Annotated in this window: 16 protein-coding genes; 10 read left to right on the top strand and 6 right to left on the bottom strand. The window is 67.8% G+C overall.

Annotated elements, in window-relative coordinates:
* From RDU83_08630 to RDU83_08620, 3 genes are all read left to right on the top strand, one after another.
* Nucleotides 1–641, top strand: a 641-nt coding sequence (locus tag RDU83_08630; protein ID MDQ7841076.1) for a DUF917 family protein, incomplete at its 5' end; no start/stop codon positions are given.
* On the top strand, nt 631–1,311 hold the full coding sequence (locus tag RDU83_08625; GenBank protein ID MDQ7841075.1) for an AroM family protein: 681 nt from the start codon (nt 631–633) through the stop codon (nt 1,309–1,311). The genes RDU83_08630 and RDU83_08625, both read left to right, overlap by 11 nt.
* An 8-nt stretch (nt 1,312–1,319) precedes the next feature.
* Entirely contained in the window at nt 1,320–3,509 is a 2,190-nt protein-coding gene (locus RDU83_08620) for an acetate--CoA ligase family protein (GenBank protein MDQ7841074.1), read from the top strand.
* On the opposite strand, the gene RDU83_08615 is transcribed toward RDU83_08620, so the two are convergent.
* The 4 genes from RDU83_08615 to RDU83_08600 form a co-directional block, all read right to left on the bottom strand.
* Nucleotides 3,465–5,486, bottom strand: coding sequence for a diguanylate cyclase (locus tag RDU83_08615; protein MDQ7841073.1), 2,022 nt, complete (start codon nt 5,484–5,486; stop codon nt 3,465–3,467). The two genes, RDU83_08620 and RDU83_08615, sit on opposite strands and share 45 nt — an antisense overlap.
* 85 nt (nt 5,487–5,571) lie before the next feature.
* Nucleotides 5,572–6,663, bottom strand: a complete 1,092-nt coding sequence (locus RDU83_08610) for an ATP-binding protein (GenBank protein ID MDQ7841072.1) — start codon at nt 6,661–6,663, stop codon at nt 5,572–5,574.
* A gap of 5 nt (nt 6,664–6,668) precedes the next feature.
* Nucleotides 6,669–7,358 carry a response regulator transcription factor gene (locus RDU83_08605; protein MDQ7841071.1) on the bottom strand — a complete coding sequence of 230 codons (690 nt, stop codon included), beginning with the start codon at nt 7,356–7,358 and terminating at the stop codon, nt 6,669–6,671.
* 62 nt (nt 7,359–7,420) lie between these two features.
* A complete protein-coding gene (locus tag RDU83_08600; protein MDQ7841070.1) occupies nt 7,421–7,627 on the bottom strand; it encodes a cold-shock protein in 207 nt (68 codons plus the stop codon).
* Between the two features lie 149 nt (nt 7,628–7,776).
* Between RDU83_08600 and RDU83_08595 the strand changes: the two genes are divergently transcribed.
* The 4 genes from RDU83_08595 to RDU83_08580 all read left to right on the top strand — a co-directional run bounded on the left by RDU83_08595 (nt 7,777) and on the right by RDU83_08580 (nt 12,609).
* Nucleotides 7,777–9,138 (top strand): pitrilysin family protein, encoded by a 1,362-nt coding sequence (locus RDU83_08595; GenBank protein ID MDQ7841069.1) that lies wholly within the window; start codon nt 7,777–7,779, stop codon nt 9,136–9,138.
* 8 nt (nt 9,139–9,146) lie between these two features.
* A complete protein-coding gene (locus tag RDU83_08590; protein ID MDQ7841068.1) occupies nt 9,147–10,487 on the top strand; it encodes a pitrilysin family protein in 1,341 nt (446 codons plus the stop codon).
* 131 nt (nt 10,488–10,618) lie between these two features.
* The gene (locus RDU83_08585; protein MDQ7841067.1) at nt 10,619–11,260 is read left to right on the top strand and encodes a hypothetical protein; all 642 of its coding nucleotides are present in this window, start codon (nt 10,619–10,621) and stop codon (nt 11,258–11,260) included.
* Between the two features lie 74 nt (nt 11,261–11,334).
* On the top strand, nt 11,335–12,609 hold the full coding sequence (locus tag RDU83_08580) for an MFS transporter (protein MDQ7841066.1): 1,275 nt from the start codon (nt 11,335–11,337) through the stop codon (nt 12,607–12,609).
* Here RDU83_08580 and RDU83_08575 read toward each other — a convergent pair.
* Nucleotides 12,593–13,594, bottom strand: coding sequence for a beta-ketoacyl-ACP synthase III (locus tag RDU83_08575; GenBank protein MDQ7841065.1), 1,002 nt, complete (start codon nt 13,592–13,594; stop codon nt 12,593–12,595). The two genes, RDU83_08580 and RDU83_08575, sit on opposite strands and share 17 nt — an antisense overlap.
* A 114-nt stretch (nt 13,595–13,708) precedes the next feature.
* Between RDU83_08575 and RDU83_08570 the strand changes: the two genes are divergently transcribed.
* A complete protein-coding gene (locus RDU83_08570) occupies nt 13,709–14,113 on the top strand; it encodes a PPOX class F420-dependent oxidoreductase (GenBank protein MDQ7841064.1) in 405 nt (134 codons plus the stop codon).
* On the opposite strand, the gene RDU83_08565 is transcribed toward RDU83_08570, so the two are convergent.
* Nucleotides 14,110–14,913, bottom strand: a complete 804-nt coding sequence (locus RDU83_08565; GenBank protein MDQ7841063.1) for an HAD-IIA family hydrolase — start codon at nt 14,911–14,913, stop codon at nt 14,110–14,112. The two genes, RDU83_08570 and RDU83_08565, sit on opposite strands and share 4 nt — an antisense overlap.
* 57 nt (nt 14,914–14,970) lie before the next feature.
* Here RDU83_08565 and RDU83_08560 point away from each other — a divergent pair, with 57 nt between their 5' ends.
* Together RDU83_08560 and RDU83_08555 are read left to right on the top strand one after the other, a co-directional pair.
* On the top strand, nt 14,971–16,143 hold the full coding sequence (locus tag RDU83_08560) for an FAD-binding oxidoreductase (GenBank protein MDQ7841062.1): 1,173 nt from the start codon (nt 14,971–14,973) through the stop codon (nt 16,141–16,143).
* Between the two features lie 403 nt (nt 16,144–16,546).
* Nucleotides 16,547–16,786 (top strand): hypothetical protein, encoded by a 240-nt coding sequence (locus RDU83_08555; GenBank protein ID MDQ7841061.1) that lies wholly within the window; start codon nt 16,547–16,549, stop codon nt 16,784–16,786.
* Nucleotides 16,787–16,801: the final 15 nt, after the last annotated feature.

The following is a 16,801-nucleotide window of genomic DNA, read 5'->3' as shown; positions in this document are numbered from 1 at the left end:
CATCCCACCAGGTTGCCGCCGGCGGCAACCCTGCTGCCGGGCGCTACATAGAGGTCTACGCTGCTGGAGCGATCAGGCGGGCGGCGTTCTTGATCCGCACCGCTTCCATCGAGGCAGGCGGTACGGTGGCGGTGGCGCGCGACCCTGTGCCGCTCTCGTATGTCCGCGACCATGCCGCGCCCGGCGCGATCCGGCAGGCGATCGCCACGGGCGAAGCCATGCTGGCTGCGCATCCCCGCGGGGGTGAGGCCGTTGTGGAGGCCGCTGCCGAGGCCCTGGGTGGACAGGTTGTGGATGAGGGCACGGTCGAGAGCGTGCGGCTAGAGGTCGCGGGCGGATACGATGTGGGAACGGTTTCTATACGTGGTGGGCGCGGCCTGCACGAGCTGACCTTCTGGAACGAGTACATGACCCTGGAGACCGACGGGGAACGCAGGGCCACCTTCCCCGATCTGATAACCACCATGCACCCCGATGACGGTACGCCGCTGGCCACGGCCGAGGTGGCGGCGGGGATGCGCGTGGCCGTTCTGGTGGTCCCACGGCAGCGCCTGATCCTGGGCGCGGGTATGCGGGATCCCGATCTGTTCATGGACGTGGAGCGCACCGTCGGAAAGGAGGTCGTGCGCCATGTCTTCTAGCACGGGCGTCGTGGCCGCGGTCACGATTGGGCAGAGCCCGCGCCCCGACATTTTCGATGAGATCATGCCCCTGCTCGGAGCGGGTGTCCGGGTGATCGAAGCCGGCGCACTGGACGGCCTGAGCGACGACGAGATCGCGGCGCACCGCCCTGCTCCCTACGACCACACCCTGGTCACGCGGCTGCGCGACGGTCGCGAGGTGCTGGTCAGCAGGCAGCGGATCCTGCCGCGCGTGCAGGCCTGTCTCGACCAAGTGCAGGACCAAGCCGACCTGATCGTGATGCTCTGCACGGGAACCTTCCCGCCATTTGCGACTCGGCGGCTGATCCTCTACCCTGAGCACCTGCTCTTCCAACTGGCCCGGGCGGTCGCACCGGGCGGCCGGATCGGCGTGCTGACGCCGTCGGCGCACCAGATCGCCGACCAGGAGCGTAGGTGGCGCGATGTGGCCTCGGAGGTGGTCGTGCTGCCTTTCTCGCCCTACAATGCGGGCGATGGCGACGACCTGAACAGGGCCTGCGCGGCATTCGCGGACGCGAACGTGGACATTGTCGTACTGGACTGCCTGGGCTACACGGTGGCGCTGAAGCAGGCGGTAAGGAGGCTGGCCCGCCGCCCTGTTCTGCTCGCGCGCACCGTGCTCGCACGGGCCGTGGCTGAACTCGTTTAGCCCACACCATGGATCCGTCTCTCCTGCCCTTCTTCAGCCCGAACGGCGTCGTCATCATCGGCGCCTCACACGACCCTTACAAGCTGGGCCACGGGGTGGCCCGCAACCTGGTGGCGAGCGGGTACCGGGGAGCGATCCACCTGGTCAATCCCAGGGGAGGGCGCCTTTTCGATCGCCCTGTTTACGCGGAGGTTGCCCTGGTGCCGGACCCTGCGGACCTGGCGATCCTGATCGTCCCGGCGCCGGCGGTTCCCGAGGCGCTGCGGGCGTGCGCGTTGCGCGGGATACGGACCGCAATCGTAACCTCGGGTGGCTTCCGTGAGGCAGGCCCGGAGGGCACGGCCCTGGAGGCGGAGTGCGTGCGCATTGCCCGCGAGTCCGGGGTCCGCCTGCTGGGCCCCAACTGCATCGGCGTGCTGGATACGCACCTGCCGCTGGATACCACGTTCCTGCAACCGCCGCGCCCGCTTCCCGGCAGCGTCGCTTTCATTTCGCACTCGGGCGCGATGTGCGCGGTCGTGGCGGAGCAGGCGCGAGCGCTGGGTCTCGGGATCTCGCGGATGGTCAGCATGGGCAACCAGTCCGACGTTACCGAGACTGAACTGTTGCCCCTGGTGGCAGAGGACCCGGACACGCGGGTTGTGACGCTCTTCCTGGAGGGGTGCTCCGACGGCCGGCGGTTCGTTGAGCAATCCCGCCGGATCGCGCGATGGAAGCCCATCATCGCCCTGAAGGCAGGACGGTCCGCAGGAGGGCGGCGGGCCGCGGTCTCGCACACCGGCGCGCTGGCAGGGCAGGATACCGCCTACGACGCGGCGTTCCACCGCGCAGGGGTGATCCGCGCAGGCACCATCGAGGAGATGCTGGATTGGGCTCGCGCCCTGGAGTGGTGTCCCCTGCCCACGGGGCGCGCGATGGCGGTGCTCACCAACGCGGGCGGCCCAGGGGTGATGGCCGCCGACGCCCTGGAAGCATGCGGTCTGTCTCTGGCTGAACTGAACGAGGCCACGCGCTCCGCGCTGCAAGGCCTGCTGCCTGCCTCCGCCAGCGTGAGCAATCCCGTGGATATACTGGCCTCAGCTTCCCCGGAGATGTACGCGGCCTGCCTGCGCCTCCTGCTCGGTGATCCCGGTGTGCACGGCGTGCTGGTAATGCTCCCGCCGCCACCGATGCACCCGGCCGGGTCTGTGGCAGAGGCGCTCGTTCAGGTAGAGGCGAATTTCGCCAAGCCGGTGATGGTCGTTCTGATGGGTGGGGACTCGATGCGCGACTCCGCCGAACGGCTCCGCGCTGCGCGCATCCCTGACTGCCGATCGCCCGAGAGCGCGGCGTCGGCCCTGGCTGCACTCGCCGGACGCGCCGAGGCGCTGGGCCGTTGTGAGCAGCCGCCCGCGGTCTTCGGGGATGTGCGTCCGGAGGTAGTGCGTGAGGTAATCCGGCGCGCCCTGGCCGACGGCACAGATACCGGCGCCGCGAGCGCCACCGGCGCTGCTGGCATCTGGCTCGCTCCTGACGATGCCGGCCGCGTGCTGACCGCATACGGAATCCCGGTCCCGCGGATCGAGCTGGCCCGGACCGGTGGTGAAGCCGCTGCCCTGGCCTGCCAGATGGGTTTTCCGGTGGCGCTGAAGGTTGCATCCCCTGAGATCACACACAAGTCCGACGTCGGCGGGGTGATGCTCGATCTCGCGGACGCCGCCGCGGTGGCCGGCGGCTTCGCGGCGATGCTGGCGAGGGTGCGGTCGGCCCGGCCCGAGGCGAGAATCGAGGGCGCGCTCGTGCAGCGGATGCTCCCATCGGGACAAGACGTGATCGTTGGCGCGCTGGCGGATCCTCAGTTCGGCCCGCTGATGATGTTTGGCTCCGGTGGGGTGGAGGTGGAGGGGCTGGGCGACACCGCCTTTGCCCTGGCCCCGCTGTCGAGGCCGGACGCCGACGCGCTGCTGGCCAGCACATGGGCCGGCCGGAGGTTGTGCGGTTACAGGAGCCTACCGCCGGCCGATCGCGGTGCGGTGATTGAGGTGGTGCTGCGCCTGGGGCAGCTGGCCACCGACTTCCCGGACCTTGTCGAGATCGAGATCAACCCGTTGCGGGTCCTGCCTGATGGTCAGGGGGCCGTCGCAGTGGATGTGCGGATTCTGGCCGCGCCTAGCTCAGGCAGGGGCAGCGGCCACGACGACGCGGTCGCGCCCCTCTGACTTCGCGCGGTAGAGCGCCGCATCCGCGGCTTCGAGCAGGGCCTCCCCACCCGTGCCGTGTTCGGGAAACGCCGCCACGCCCAGGGAGACGGTCACCGGGCCCAGCGACTCGCCCAGGTGGGAGACGTGTAAGTGCTTGGCGGCCTCCCGGAACTGCTCGGCGCGCGTCCGGGCGCAGTCCAGCGCTGCCTCAGGCAGGATCAGGACGAACTCCTCGCCTCCGAAGCGGCAGGCGATGTCGCCTGCGCGCAGGTTGGCGCGCAGCATGGTGCCCAGCTCACGCAGCAGGGCGTCTCCGGCGCTGTGGCCGAACGTATCGTTGAACTGCTTGAAATGATCGAGGTCGAGCATCATCACGCTCAGCGGCCGCCCGCCGCGCTCGGCCCGCCGGATCTCCCTTTCGAGCGTCTCCTCCATGTACCGGCGGTTGAACAATCCGGTGAGCGGATCGCGGACCGACTGGCTGCGGAGCGTTTCCCGCATCCTGAGATTTGCCAGCGCCAGGGCAGACTGCTCTCCCATCGTTGAGGCAACCATCCTCCTGGTCTCCGGCAGCGGCGGGAGAGCGCTTTCGGCGGTGCCTGGGCGGGTCAGGCAGAGCAGTCCCATTGCCTCGCCGTGGGCGACAAGGGGGAGGCAGAGGTATCCCTGCGGCAGGGGACTGGTAAGGTGCCTGCAGTTTGGGCCCTCTCCTGTATCCTCCACAATGTGGGCGCGGCCTCTCCGCAGCGCCCAACAATCGTCCGGCGAGAAGACCGGCTGCGTGGAAGGCTCCTCGCCCCAGGAGGCCACCACCTCGACGAAGTTGCGCGACGCGCTCTGCATGCACAGCGCCCCCGGCTCACCGGGAAACAGCTTCTGCGCGGAATGGGCGATGACCGAATGTGCCTCGACCATGTTCGAACAGGCCTGCAGGAGCTCGCCCATCTTGCCCAGCACGGAGATTTCGCTCGTCCGGCGCTCGAGGTTGTCTACCCACACCTTGAGCTTGTCGTTGGCCTGCCGCAGGGCCTCTTCGGCCTCCCTGCGCGCGGTGATGTCCTCCAGCGAGCCCTCGAAAGAAAGCACCCGGCCGTCGCTGTCGCGCACGGCGCGCGCGTGGTCCCGCACCCAGATGATCTGTCCGTCCCTGTGGCGCAGTTTGAGCTCGATCCCTCGCACCACGCCCTCGCGTTCCATCAGGGCCAGCCATCGCTGCCGGTCCTCTCCGTCGGCATAGACATCGGGCACCTTCGCGGACAAGAGGGCTTCACTGCTCGGATATCCCAGAATCTGCGCCAGCGCGTGGTTCGCGGTTACGAACTCACCCGATGGGGTAGTTGAGTAGAGGCCGATCGGGATGCCGTCGAACAACCTCTGGTACCGCTCTGCACCGGACCGCGCGGCTTCTTCGGCCCTCAGGCGTTCACGCTGGATGGCCGCACGTTCGTCCCTCTGGCGGCGCAGCCGCTCGAAGACCACGGCGGCAAAAACGTTGATGATAAGGAACACCCCGACCAACGCTACGTCCATGGCGGGCAGGGGAACCGCCAGGCCGCTGGCGTAGCGGGCTACGCCGGCCATGTACCCCGCGGCCATGATGCTGCTCAGAACAACAACACCCCAGAATCCTATCCGCCCGGCCACGAAGAGCAGCGCGGCCATCCACGCCATCAGGAAGATCATCCGGGCCTCGGGCTCGGTGAATGTGTACAGGATCAGGAGACCGGCCGCGGCTGCCATCGGCAGGCAGACATAATGCCTATCCCACCGCAGGCGCGTGTCCCAGCCGAAGTGGGGAATCAGCCACAGCGATATCTGCACGACGATCGTGACTGTGAAGGCCATCGCCCATCGGGGGATGTCGAGCGGCAAGATATCCATCTTGAACAGGATCAGCACAACCAGTTGCAGGAACGCCAGCCCGGCGCCGGCGAGCAAGACGCCGCGCTTCTTGACCTGGTTCTGGGTGGTCCGTTCGGCGTGGGCTGCGTTCAAGGTGCTCACCCGCCTTCGCGCTTGAGTGCCCGCCCGGGGCTGGCAGGTAGTATTCTCCGCCCGCGCCCCTTCGCCTGCCGAGAACCTAGCCGGCGGTAGGAAGGGTGAAGGAGAAGGTGCAGCCGCGTCCGGGGCCGGGGCTGGCCGCCCGGATGCTTCCGCCGTGGGCCTCCACAAGGTAGCGGGCGATCGTGAGGCCGAGGCCGCTGCCACCTCCGCTGCGGGCGCGCGACCTGTCCACGCGATAGAACCGTTCGAAGACGTGCGCCAGGTGCTCGGCGGCGATGCCCAATCCGGTGTCTTCCACGTCTATCCGGATCCGCGATCCCTCGGAGTGCGCGCTTACCGTGATGCGACCCGGCGGCGGCGTGTACTGGATGGCGTTGCCGATCAGGTTCTGCAGCACCTGCTGTATGCGGTTAACGTCCACGATCACTGCAGGTAGCGGCTCGGGCACGGCCACCTCCAGAACAAGTCCCTGGTCATCGGCCTGCAGGCGCAGGCGCTCCACGGCCGCGTCCACGATCTGACGGACGGACACCGCCCGCCGAACCAGATGAAGCACCCCCGCGTCCAGCCGCGAGAGCTCCTCCAGGTCGGTCACCAGATGCTGCAGGCGGTCAACCTCCACGGCGACCCGGGCATAGGTCTCGGGCCCGGCTTCGAGCACGCCGTCGGCCAGCCCCTCCATGTATCCCTTGATGCCGGAGAGCGGTGTTCGAAGCTCGTGGGCCACGTCGGCAAGGAGGGCCCTCCGCCTGGTCTCAGTCTGCTCCAGGGCCCCGGCCATGGTGTTGAAGCTGTCCGCGAGGGCACCCATATCGTCCGTGCTCTGAACCGGCACCCGCTCGTCGTAGTGACCCGCGGCCAGGCGCTGGCTGGCAGTGGCAAGGGCCTGCACCGGCAGCACAATCCGCCTGGTCACGTAGATGCTGAGGGCGCCGGCAGCTACGATTGCCGCGACGCCCGCGATAACCAGGGCATCGGCGACGCCGGTACGTAGAACCCGTTCGATGTTGGTGGCTGGGGGACCTCCATATCGTGGTCCGCCGCCCTCCAGGCTGCGGGGTACATGTCGCGAACCAAGGAAGCTCAGTGCCGCCGTCAGCACCACCAGGCCCACGACCAGAACGATTAGGTACGAGACGAATACCTGGACTCCCAGTGACCGCCGCATTGCGCCTACTCCGCCTCGAACCGGTAGCCGACGCCCCGTACCGTGGTGATGAACACGGGTCGGCCCGGATCGTCCTCCAGCTTCTTGCGCAGTTCCTTGATGTGGACGTCCACCACTCGCTCGTCGCCGAAGAAATCGGATCCCCAGACCCGTTCGATGATCTGCGGGCGTGTGAACACCAGGCGAGGCGCTCCGGCCATGGCCTGCAGCAGGTCGAACTCCAGCGTGGTCAGCGCCACGGGGTTCCCGTCTTTCCATACCCCGCGCTGGCCCGGGTCTATCCGCAGGCGCCTGAAGGTCAGCGGTACGGGCTGCTTCTCGCCACCTCGACTTCGGCGCAGGAGCGCCTTGACGCGCGCGACCAGTTCTCGGGGACTGAACGGCTTGGTCAGGTAGTCGTCGCCGCCCACGCCCAGTCCCACGACCTTGTCGGTCTCGTCGGACCGCGCGGTGAGCAGCAGCACGTAGGCGTCCGACCACTCCCTCAACCGTCGGAGCACCTCCAACCCGTCCATGCCCGGTAGCATGATGTCCAGGACGATCAGGTCTGGGTGCACCCGCCGGGCCAGGGCGAGCGCGGCAACGCCGTCCTCGGCAACCTCGACCGCGAAGCCCTCCCGCGCCAGATACCGCGAAACGACGTCACGGACGGACGCCTCGTCGTCAACAACCAGTATCGTGCGGCCGGAAGGCATCTGTTCCGGGTGCTCCCCCAAGACCCACAAGGGCAGAGAGACCGCTCCGCGGTCCCGGTTGACTAGCCTATGGGCTTGACGTTGGAGGCCTGGGGACCCTTCTGGCCCGTCACGACCTCGTACTCTACCTTCTGGCCCTCGCTGAGGCTCCTGTAGCCATCGGCCTGAATCGCTGAATAATGGACGAAGACATCCTTGCCGCCCTCGTCGGGAGTGATGAAACCATAGCCCTTCTCCGCGCTGAACCACTTGACTGATCCGACCGGCATGCCCTACCCACCTTTCCTTCATTGCCGCCCAAAGACTTCGCTTGACGGCAGTGCAGCATCGCCTTACGGAACAGTTATATTGGCACCCCGAAGGGGGATTCCTTCTTGGCGGGCGAATGCTTGAGAACAATCTGCATGGAGGAAGCCGTATGGGGGGAGGCCGGGTGTTCAAGAGCCGTCCGGTACGAGTAGCCGTGCTGCTGGCTGGGATGCTGGGTGCGCTGGTGCCCGCGGGCCTCAGCCCCCTGCCCGGGGCCGCCCAGGGGCGGCCGTCCGGCGGCGCAGTGCGCGCCGTGCTTGATAACGGGCTGACGGTGATCGTTCAGGAACACCGCGCGGCGGACATGGTGGCGCTGCACACATGGGTTCGGGTCGGGTCGAAGGACGAGGACGACGCGACGAACGGCGCGGCCCACTTCCTCGAGCACATGCTCTTCAAGGGCACCGCGAAGCGGCGGGCCGGCGAGATGGACCGCGAGGTCGAGGGAGTCGGCGGCGTCCTGAACGCCGGCACCTCGCTGGACTGGACCTACTACCACGTGGTGGCGCCCGGCCGGTACTTCGATCAGATGCTCGAACTGCAGTCCGATGCCATCATGCACTCGATGCTCGACCCCTCCGAACTAGAGCGTGAGCGTAGGGTGGTGCTTGAGGAGATTAGCCGTCGCGACAACTTCCCGGCGACGCGCGCCCTGGAACTACTGCGAGGCCTGGCGTTCACCGTGCATCCCTACCGACGGTCGGTGCTGGGCACGCGCGCAGCGATCGAGCGGATGCCGCGGGAGACGCTGCTGCGGTTCTACCGAACCTACTACGTGCCGGACAACATGACGGTGGTTGTGGTAGGGAACGTCCGGACCGCCCAGGCCCTGGCCGGCGTGAGGCGTGCCTATGCAGGGTTTGGCGGCCCCCCGGTCCTGCGTCTGCCGGCTCCGGTGGAGCCACCGATGGAGGGCGTGCGCCGCCTGGTGGCCGAGCAGGACGTCCGTGTCGCCTACCTGGCAATTGGGTTCCCGGGTCCGATGGTACGCGACCGTGACGTGCACGCGACCGACGTTCTGGCATACGCGATGGGGCGGGGGCTGGGCGCGCGGCTGCGCCAGCAGGTCGTGGAGCGCGCCCGCCTGGCGCAAAGCATCGGCGTCTCGTTCCTGACCACCGAGGATCCCTACCTGTTCGTTGTCTCCGCGGTCACCGAGCCGGCGCACGTGGAGCGTGCCGAGGCCGCGATCCTGACCGAACTGACCGCGGTCGCCGACCAGGGGATCACCGAGGTCGAGCTGGTGCGCGCGCGGAATCTGCTGGAAGGCGAGCACGTCTACGGTACGCATACTACCCGCGGTCAGGCGTACACGCTGGGTTTCTACGCCACCATCGCCGACCCGGAGTTCGCATCTACCTATCTGGCCCGCATCCGCCAGGTCACCGGTGACGACGTGCAGCGGGTAGCGCGCCGTCTGTTTGACCCGCGCCGGTACGCGGTCGCCGTTATCCGGCCCGCTGGAAGGTGAGGCGGGCCGTGCGTCTCCTCGCCATAGCGCTGCTCGTCTCTCTCCTGGCCGCCTCAGGCCCCACGGCCGGTGCGGCGGCCATCTCCCGGTCGGCCGCCGCCTCACGCCACGTGCTGGAGGGTGGGCTGACGGTCATAGTCAAGCCCAACCCTGCTAGCGACCTGGTCGTCGTGGAGGCCCTGGTCCGAGCCGGCTCCCGCCTGGAGGAGTCGGCGCAGAGCGGGATCACCTTCTTCGTGCGCAGCATGCTGGTTCGCGGGACGCACCGGCGCTCCGCGGACCAGATTGCCCAGACGATCGAAGGGATCGGCGGCCTGCTGGGAGGCGGGACCGGCGCCGACTTCACCTCGCTGTACGCGGTGACACCGGGCCGCCACCTTGATCTGGGAATGGATCTGATTGCCGATTTGCTGACCAATGCCCGGTTCGATCACCAGGACGTGGAGACCCAGCGCGGGGTGAGTCTATCTAGGATCCGGCAGAACGCCGACCAGCCGCTGCAGCGCGCGGTGGATCTCCTGGGCGCCGCCCTGTATCCTTTTCACCCCTACGCCCAGCCCATCTTGGGGACTCCTGAGACGGTTGCAGCGCTCACCCGTGAGCAGCTCGTTGAGTTCTACCAGGCCCACTTCACTGCATCCAACACCGTTCTCGTCGTAGCCGGAGGTACCACCGAGGCCCAGGCGCTCGAGAAAGCGGGGAGGGCGTTCGGCGGGATACGCGCAGGGCCTCTGCCGCGCCGCATCCGCTGGCTGCGCCTGGTGGAGCGAGCCCTGGTGCCGCCCCTCGCCTCGCCGCTGGAGGTGCGGGAGACCCGGCCGGCCGCAGCCGCCTGGATTGCCGTGGGATACCTGGGTGTGGCTGCGGGGCATCGCGACTTCGCCGCGCTACGCGTGCTCAACGCCATCCTGGGTGAGGGGATGTCGTCGCGTCTGTTCACGGAGATCAGGGACAGGCGCGGGTTGGCCTACCAGGTCGGCTCCGCTTTCCTGGTACGGTCAGGCCCGGGCCACATCCGCCTGAGCGCCGGGACCGATCCCTCGACGCTGTCGGTCGTAACCGCGGCCATGCTGCGCGAGGTGGAGCGGCTCCGCGCCGAGGCACCTCCGGCTGACGAGCTGGAGCGGGCCAAGCGGGGAATCATCGGCCGCTATGCCCTGGCCCGCGAGGAACTGGAGGCCCAGGCGTTCTATCTTGGGTGGTACGAGATCCTGGGGGTCGGGTTTGACTACGACGAGCGCTTTTCCGATGAGATCGGCCGCGTAACCGCCGCCGAGGTGCTGCGCGCCGCGCAGAGGTACCTGGCGGTCCCTGCGCTGGCGGTCGTTGCCCCGCCCGAGGCCCGGTAGAGCCGTAGCTCCGGGGCGGCCGGAGTTGTTTCGAGGATGTCCGGAGGTGCGCAGCACGCGGCGACGAACAGGTAAACGCCAGACGGCCCTGGAGGGTCGAACACAGAGACCGCATCATGCAGGAGGTACTCATGGAAACAGTCTTTGTAACGGTCTACAGGGCATTGCTTGTCGTTCTCGTGGTGGCGGTTGCCGTGCCGCCGGTGGCGCAGGTCGCGGCGGGGCCTGCCCCGTCGCTCTTCCCGCTCGTTGCCGGCGCGGTATGGACGCGCAAGAGCGATGAGGGGACCGAGTCCGTCACAAAGGTTGTGGGTCCCAAGACCGTCGGGACCGTCCGGTGCGTTGTGGCCGAGCGCAAGGCGGTCGAGCGTGGCCGCGAGCGGATCGACCGCACCTGCTACCAAGTTACCGCCGCCGAGATCCTAATCATTGAGTGGACCTCGCCTAGGGGAGGGCTGACCCTGAGCAAACCCGCGCGTCCGCTGATGAAGCTGCCGCCGAAGGCAGGGCAGACGTGGTCGTGGAGCCCGGCGGACTCCGCGTTCGAGATGAAGATCACCTCGAAGTGGATCGGTGAGGAAACAGTCAAGGTAGCCGCAGGTACCTACAAGGCCTGGAAGCTCCAGACGGTTACGGCCGGTGAGGACACCGAGATCACGGCCTACACCTGGTACGCGCCGGGTGTCGGCGCGGTGCGGAGCGAGCGGAAGGGCTACCGCGGCGACACCCAGATCAGCGGCTGGTCGGAGCTGGTGAGCTACAAGGCGCCGTAGCCCCGGGACTCCAGCGGGGAATGAGCGAGAGGGCGGGGACACCCCCCGCCCTCTCGCGTTCAACGTCGCAGGTTGTGCCGCCTTACCGTCGCCGCACGGTGATGGCCGCCCTGCTCAGGGGGGAGAGCGGCGCGCCCGCACGGAATACCCGGGTGATGTCTCCTGCCGGCACCACATCCGCCAGCCGCCAGACCTGGATGCTGCTTGCGACGGTCTTCCTGGTAATGGTGGGCTTCGGCATCGTCATGCCGATCCTGCCCTTCCTAGCGAGGCGGTTCGGCGCCTCGCCGCTGCAGATGGGACTGCTCGTCACGGCATGGGCGGTCGCTCAATTCGCGGCCTCACCGTTCTGGGGGTTGGCCGCCGACCGGATCGGCAGGAAGCCGGTGCTGGTTGTCGGCCTGCTCGGTTACACCGTCGCGTTCCTGGGCATGGCGCTTGCCCAATCCTACGAAATGCTGCTGGCCGCGCGCGTTGTCGGAGGACTCATCTCGGCCTCCGTGTTGCCATCGGCGCAGGCCATCGCAGCGGACCTCAGCACGCCGGAGGAGCGCAGCGCCGTGATGGGCAGGATGGGCGCGGGATTTGGGCTGGGCTTCCTAGTGGGGCCGGCGGCCGGCGGGATTCTGGCGCTGGTCGGGCCACTCGTTCCTTTCTATGTGGCTGCTGCCACTTCGGCGCTGGCCGTGCCTCTGGTTGTTCGGCTGGTGGGTGAACCACCCGCCGATGCCAGGCGCGCGGCCGCTGCGCGCCTTGGCACCGGAGCGCTGGCGCAGGCGCTGCGGAGCTCGGAACTCCCTCTCTATCTGATGGCCCTTGCCACGACATTGGGGGGATCGAGCCTGTTCTCGATGCTCGGTTACTACGCGATTGACAGGGCGGGCGGGACACCTTCGGACGTCGGAGTGATGTTCACCGCTCTGGGGCTGGGATCGGTTGTGGCGCAGGGCATCGCCGTGGGGCCTGTGACGCGGAGGTGGGGAGAGGTCCGCACCATCCGCGCCGGATTTGTCGCCGGCGCAGCGGGGTTCGTGATGGTGGCGCTGGCCGGATCGGTGGCCGCGATCACCGTAACCGTCTGCATGACCTCGCTTGCGATGGCGTTCCTTCGGCCCTCGCTGGCCGCGCTCAACTCCCGCACCACCCGACTGGGCTACGGCACTTCGCTGGGGATGCAGACGTCGTTTGACAGCTTGGGCCGTGCAGTGGGGCCGCTGTGGGCAGGAACCATGTATGGCATCGTCCAGTCCGGACCGTTTCTGGGAGCCGCGGCGGTCTACCTCGTGGCGGCCGCCGGCACTCTACGCCTTCAGGACGGCGGCCGCCGCCGTCCTACCGTCCCCAGGTAAGCACGCAGGCGGCCCAGGTGAAGCCGCCGCCGAAGCCGATCAGCACGAGGTGATCGCCGTCCTTGATGCGGCCGTCGGACCGTGCCTCCCAGAGCGAGATGGGCACCGACGCCGAGGAGGTGTTGCCGTACGACTCGATGGTGCTGACGAACCGCTCCATGGGAAGGCCGGTCGCGCGGGCCACTGCCTCGGTAATGCGCAGGTTGGCCTGGTGCGGTACAACCAGAGAGATGTCGTCCAGCGAGAACCCCGCCTTCCGGACGACCTCACGTATGGCCTCGGGCACGATCCGTACCGCCAGCTTGAACACCGACTGTCCATCCATGCGGGCGCGGTGGAGACCTTTGGCGACGACCTCTTCGGTCATGGGCACGCGACTGCCGCCCGACGGTAGCTTGAGGATGTCGGCCGCGGAGCCGTCTGAGCCGACGACCGTGGAAAGCACACCGCCGCCCTCAGAGGAGGGTCCCATCACGACGGCTCCCGCGCCGTCGCCGATTAGCACGCTGGTGGTGCGGTCGCTCCAATCCGCGAGCCGGGTCAGCACCTCGGCGCCCAGGACGAGCACGTGTCTTACTAGCCCGGCTTCGATCATCTGCGTGGCGGTGACCACACCGTAGACGAAGCTGGAGCAGGCGGCCAACAGGTCGAACGCCCCGGCCCGTGCGGCGCCGATCCGCTCTTGGACGATGCACGCGGTGGCAGGGAAGATCATGTCGGGGGTCGTGGTCCCGCAGATGATCAGGTCCAGATCCGCCGCGGAGATCCCCGCGTCGCGCAGCGCGGCTTCGGCCGCGGGCACGGCCAGGTCGGACGCGGCCTGGTCACCTTCAACTATCCGGCGCGTCCGGATGCCGGTCCGCGTGACGATCCACTCGTCGCTGGTTTCGACGATCTTCTCCAGATCGGCGTTGGTCAGGATCCGCGGCGGGACATAGATGCCGAGGCCCAGGATTGCGGCCCGTGTGATGGTCTGCTGGCTCATAAACTTCTAGGTTCGGCGATCAAGGGGGCTATCCTGCCTTCCCGGACGCCGTCGGGGAATCGGCCCGCGGTCCGCAGCGTTAGGTTGTAGGAATCCAAGGCAGAGGAGGATCCCATGTCCATGCGACTCGATGAGGCGACACGCGCCTTTCTCGGCGAGCCCAATCCCGCGGTGCTCGCTACAGCTTCCCCAGGGGGCCGCCCGCAGGCCACGCCGGTCTGGTTCGTGCTGGAAGCCGACCAGATCCTGATCAACACCAGCAGGGGCAGGGTGAAACTACGCAACCTCGAGACCCGACCGCACGTGGCTTTGACCGTTGTTGACCCTAAGAACATGTACCGCTACGTGCAGGTCCAGGGCAGGGTCGTTCGCCTCGACGTCGAGAACGGCGCCCGCGACATCGACCGGCTCTCGGTGCGCTACACAGGGAAGCCGTACTCCTATCAGTACGGCGGAGGGCCCGAGGATCGCGTGAGCGTTCTGATCCAGCCGCTGGCCGTCAGCGGAATGGGGCGTTAGTCCGGCCGAAGGCTCTCACCGGCCATCCAGCGCCGGAGATCGTTCAGGTCGCGCACGGTTAGGTCTGGGCGGGGGTCGCAGTCAGTTGGAGACCGGTTCGTCGTCACCCCGGTGAGCACCAGGATCGTGAAAAGCCCTGCGGCGCGGCCCGCCGCTATGTCGGTGCCGAGCTGGTCGCCGACCATCGCGGTCTGCTCAGGGCGCGTCCCAATCCGGGCCATCGCTTCGTGAAGCAGCCGGGGGTCGGGTTTGCCGATCACGATCGGCGTGCGGCCGGTTGCATGCGCCACCGCGGCCACCAGCGCGCCGGCGCCCGGAAGCGCGCCGTGCTCGGTCGGCAGCATCGGGTCGGCGTTCGAGGCGATGAACGCCGCGCCCCGGGCGATCGCCGCGGTCGCCCGCGCGAGCTTCGCGTAGGTTAGGCGCCTATCCAGCCCAACGACTACGGCCGAGACGTCCTCCCATGCCACGGTGAATCCCGCCCTGACCACCAGATGCCGGAACGGCGGTTCGCCGACGACCAGCACGCGGGATCCGGGCGGCAGCGCGGCGCGCAGGTAGGCCGCGGTTCCCACCGAAGAGGTAACGATGCGCTTGGCCGGCACGCGCATTCCCATCGTCGCCAGGAACCTTGTGTACTGGCGCGGGGTCCGGGTGCTGTTGTTGGTCACAAGCGCGAAGGGGATGCCCTTCCGATCGAGTGCCGCCAGCAGCGCGCGCGCCCCGGGGAGCACGCGCCTGCCCCGGTAGAGCACGCCGTCCATATCGAAGAGATAGCCGCGGAGGCTTCTCGGGATCATGGTCGCGGTTTCTCCACCGCTGAACGACTCCCCTCCCCGCGGAACAGGAGGCTCATGATGGCAGTAGCCGATGTGATCGTGGTGGGCGGAGGCTGCACAGGCGCGAGCGCAGCATTCTGGTTGGCCTCACGCCATGGGCAGAAAGTGGTGCTTCTCGATCGGGGCACCGTGGGCGGCGGGCCTACGGGTCGCTCCAGCGGCATCGTTCGAATGCACTACTCCTATGCGCCCCTGGTCCAACTGGCGCTGCGCAGCCGCGAGGTGTTCGCGAACTTCGACGCCGTCGTTGGCGGGAGCGCCGACTTCAAGAAGACCGGATTTCTGCTATTGGCACCGCCCGGGCAGGAGGCGACCGTGGAGGCGAACGTACGGTTGCAGCGCTCTCTCGGTGGAGACACGACCGTGTTGGATTGCAGAGCCATCGCCGACCTCGACGCTCGTCTGCGCACCGACGATGTGGGCGCAGGGGCTTTCGAGCCCGACTCCGGGTATGCCGACGGGTACGCTACCGCCACCGCGTTCGCCGCGGCGGCGCGGCGGCACGGTGCAGAGGTGCGGGAGAACATGCCGGCCGTCCGCCTGGTGGTCGAGGGCTCGCGGGTCACAGGGGTGGACACCCCGAGCGGTCGGATCACGGCCGGGGCCGTTCTCGTTGCCGCAGGGCCGTGGGCGCGCGGGCTGCTGACCCCGCTGGGGATTGACCTGCCGGTCCGCACCACGCGCCACCAGGTGGTGCTGTTCGAGGGACCGGAGTCGGTAGCACCACTCGGCTTCGTGCTCGTGGACCTGGGGACGGGTTTCTACCTGCGTCCCGACGTTGGATGCCAGTTCCATGGCGGGTCGGTGGAAGAGTACCCTGACGAAGAGGTGTCTGCCGACGCGTTCAACGAGGGAGCCGATTTCGAGTTCATTGAAGGAATGGCAAGGCGGATGGAACACCGCATACCGGCCTTTGAGGGTGTGGGTGTGAAGGGGGGGTACGCCAGTCTCTACGATGTCACCCCTGATTGGCAGCCGGTGCTGGGCCCGGATACCGAGATAGCTGGTTTGTTTATTGCCGCCGGCTTCAGCGGGCACGGGTTCAAGTTGAGTCCTGCAATAGGGGAGACCCTGGCGGGCCTCATCGTGACCGGGCGCTACGGCGAGATAGACCTCACCGCGTTTCGACCATCACGATTCGCCGAAGGAGCGCTGATCCACAGCCCGTACGCGCACGGGATAGTGGGCTAGCCGGGCTGCTGACGGCCGCCAGGACGGCGAGAGCCCGCGGTGTCCGACCGCGGGCTCTCGTTTTGGGTTTGTGGGAGTTGAAGGGTCGGGGGTGGAAACCGGCACGACGTCCTCCGGCACCGTCGGTCCAGAGGGGACACCCCCGACCCGAACCTTCGGCTCCTCCTTCAGCCATCCGCAGCCGTGAATCCTCCAATGTAGGCCGCCGGTCTGTATAGATCCGCGAACTTCAGTACCCAGGGGCTGGAGTGGTTCAGCCCAGGTGAGGTTCTCTGGCTTCCTGGGAGGAACTTCAGTAGCCTGCGTCGAACACACCCCCACTTCGGGCATCCAGCTTCACACGCACCCTTCCGCCATACCCCGCTACAGCCTGCCCGGTCGGAAGCCCAAGGAGGAGAGTCACATGCGTAGGATCATCGCCCTTGCCTTCGCGATCTCGCTTGTCATGGTGGCTACCGCTACCGTCCAGTTTGCCCCGATGTGCACCGCCGGTCACGGCGACGGTGAGTTGCTGAGCGGTGGCTGGGCCGGTCACGGTGATGGCGAGTTGCTGAGCGGCGGCTGGGCCGGTCACGGCGACGGCGAGCTGCTGAGCGGTGGCTGGGCCGGTCACGGCGACGGTGAGCTGCTCGGCGCAGCATAGCCGAAAGCCACAGCG

This window comes from bacterium (genome assembly GCA_031082185.1).
Classification (GTDB): domain Bacteria; phylum Sysuimicrobiota; class Sysuimicrobiia; order Sysuimicrobiales; family Humicultoraceae; genus VGFA01.
The sequence above is the reverse complement of the archived record's forward strand: the minus strand, read 5'-3'. Positions and strand labels throughout refer to the sequence as shown.

Bases quoted from the DNA above. Each gene is read 5' to 3' on its own strand.
- RDU83_08625 (MDQ7841075.1), top strand. From the start codon at position 631: ATGTCTTCTAGCACGGGCGTCGTGGCCGCGGTCACGATTGGGCAGAGC.
- RDU83_08620 (MDQ7841074.1), top strand. From the start codon at position 1,320: ATGGATCCGTCTCTCCTGCCCTTCTTCAGCCCGAACGGCGTCGTCATC.
- RDU83_08610 (MDQ7841072.1), bottom strand. From the start codon at position 6,663: ATGCGGCGGTCACTGGGAGTCCAGGTATTCGTCTCGTACCTAATCGTT.
- RDU83_08605 (MDQ7841071.1), bottom strand. From the start codon at position 7,358: ATGCCTTCCGGCCGCACGATACTGGTTGTTGACGACGAGGCGTCCGTC.
- RDU83_08600 (MDQ7841070.1), bottom strand. From the start codon at position 7,627: ATGCCGGTCGGATCAGTCAAGTGGTTCAGCGCGGAGAAGGGCTATGGT.
- RDU83_08595 (MDQ7841069.1), top strand. From the start codon at position 7,777: ATGGGGGGAGGCCGGGTGTTCAAGAGCCGTCCGGTACGAGTAGCCGTG.
- RDU83_08585 (MDQ7841067.1), top strand. From the start codon at position 10,619: ATGGAAACAGTCTTTGTAACGGTCTACAGGGCATTGCTTGTCGTTCTC.
- RDU83_08575 (MDQ7841065.1), bottom strand. From the start codon at position 13,594: ATGAGCCAGCAGACCATCACACGGGCCGCAATCCTGGGCCTCGGCATC.
- RDU83_08570 (MDQ7841064.1), top strand. From the start codon at position 13,709: ATGTCCATGCGACTCGATGAGGCGACACGCGCCTTTCTCGGCGAGCCC.
- RDU83_08565 (MDQ7841063.1), bottom strand. From the start codon at position 14,913: ATGATCCCGAGAAGCCTCCGCGGCTATCTCTTCGATATGGACGGCGTG.
- RDU83_08560 (MDQ7841062.1), top strand. From the start codon at position 14,971: ATGGCAGTAGCCGATGTGATCGTGGTGGGCGGAGGCTGCACAGGCGCG.
- RDU83_08555 (MDQ7841061.1), top strand. From the start codon at position 16,547: ATGCGTAGGATCATCGCCCTTGCCTTCGCGATCTCGCTTGTCATGGTG.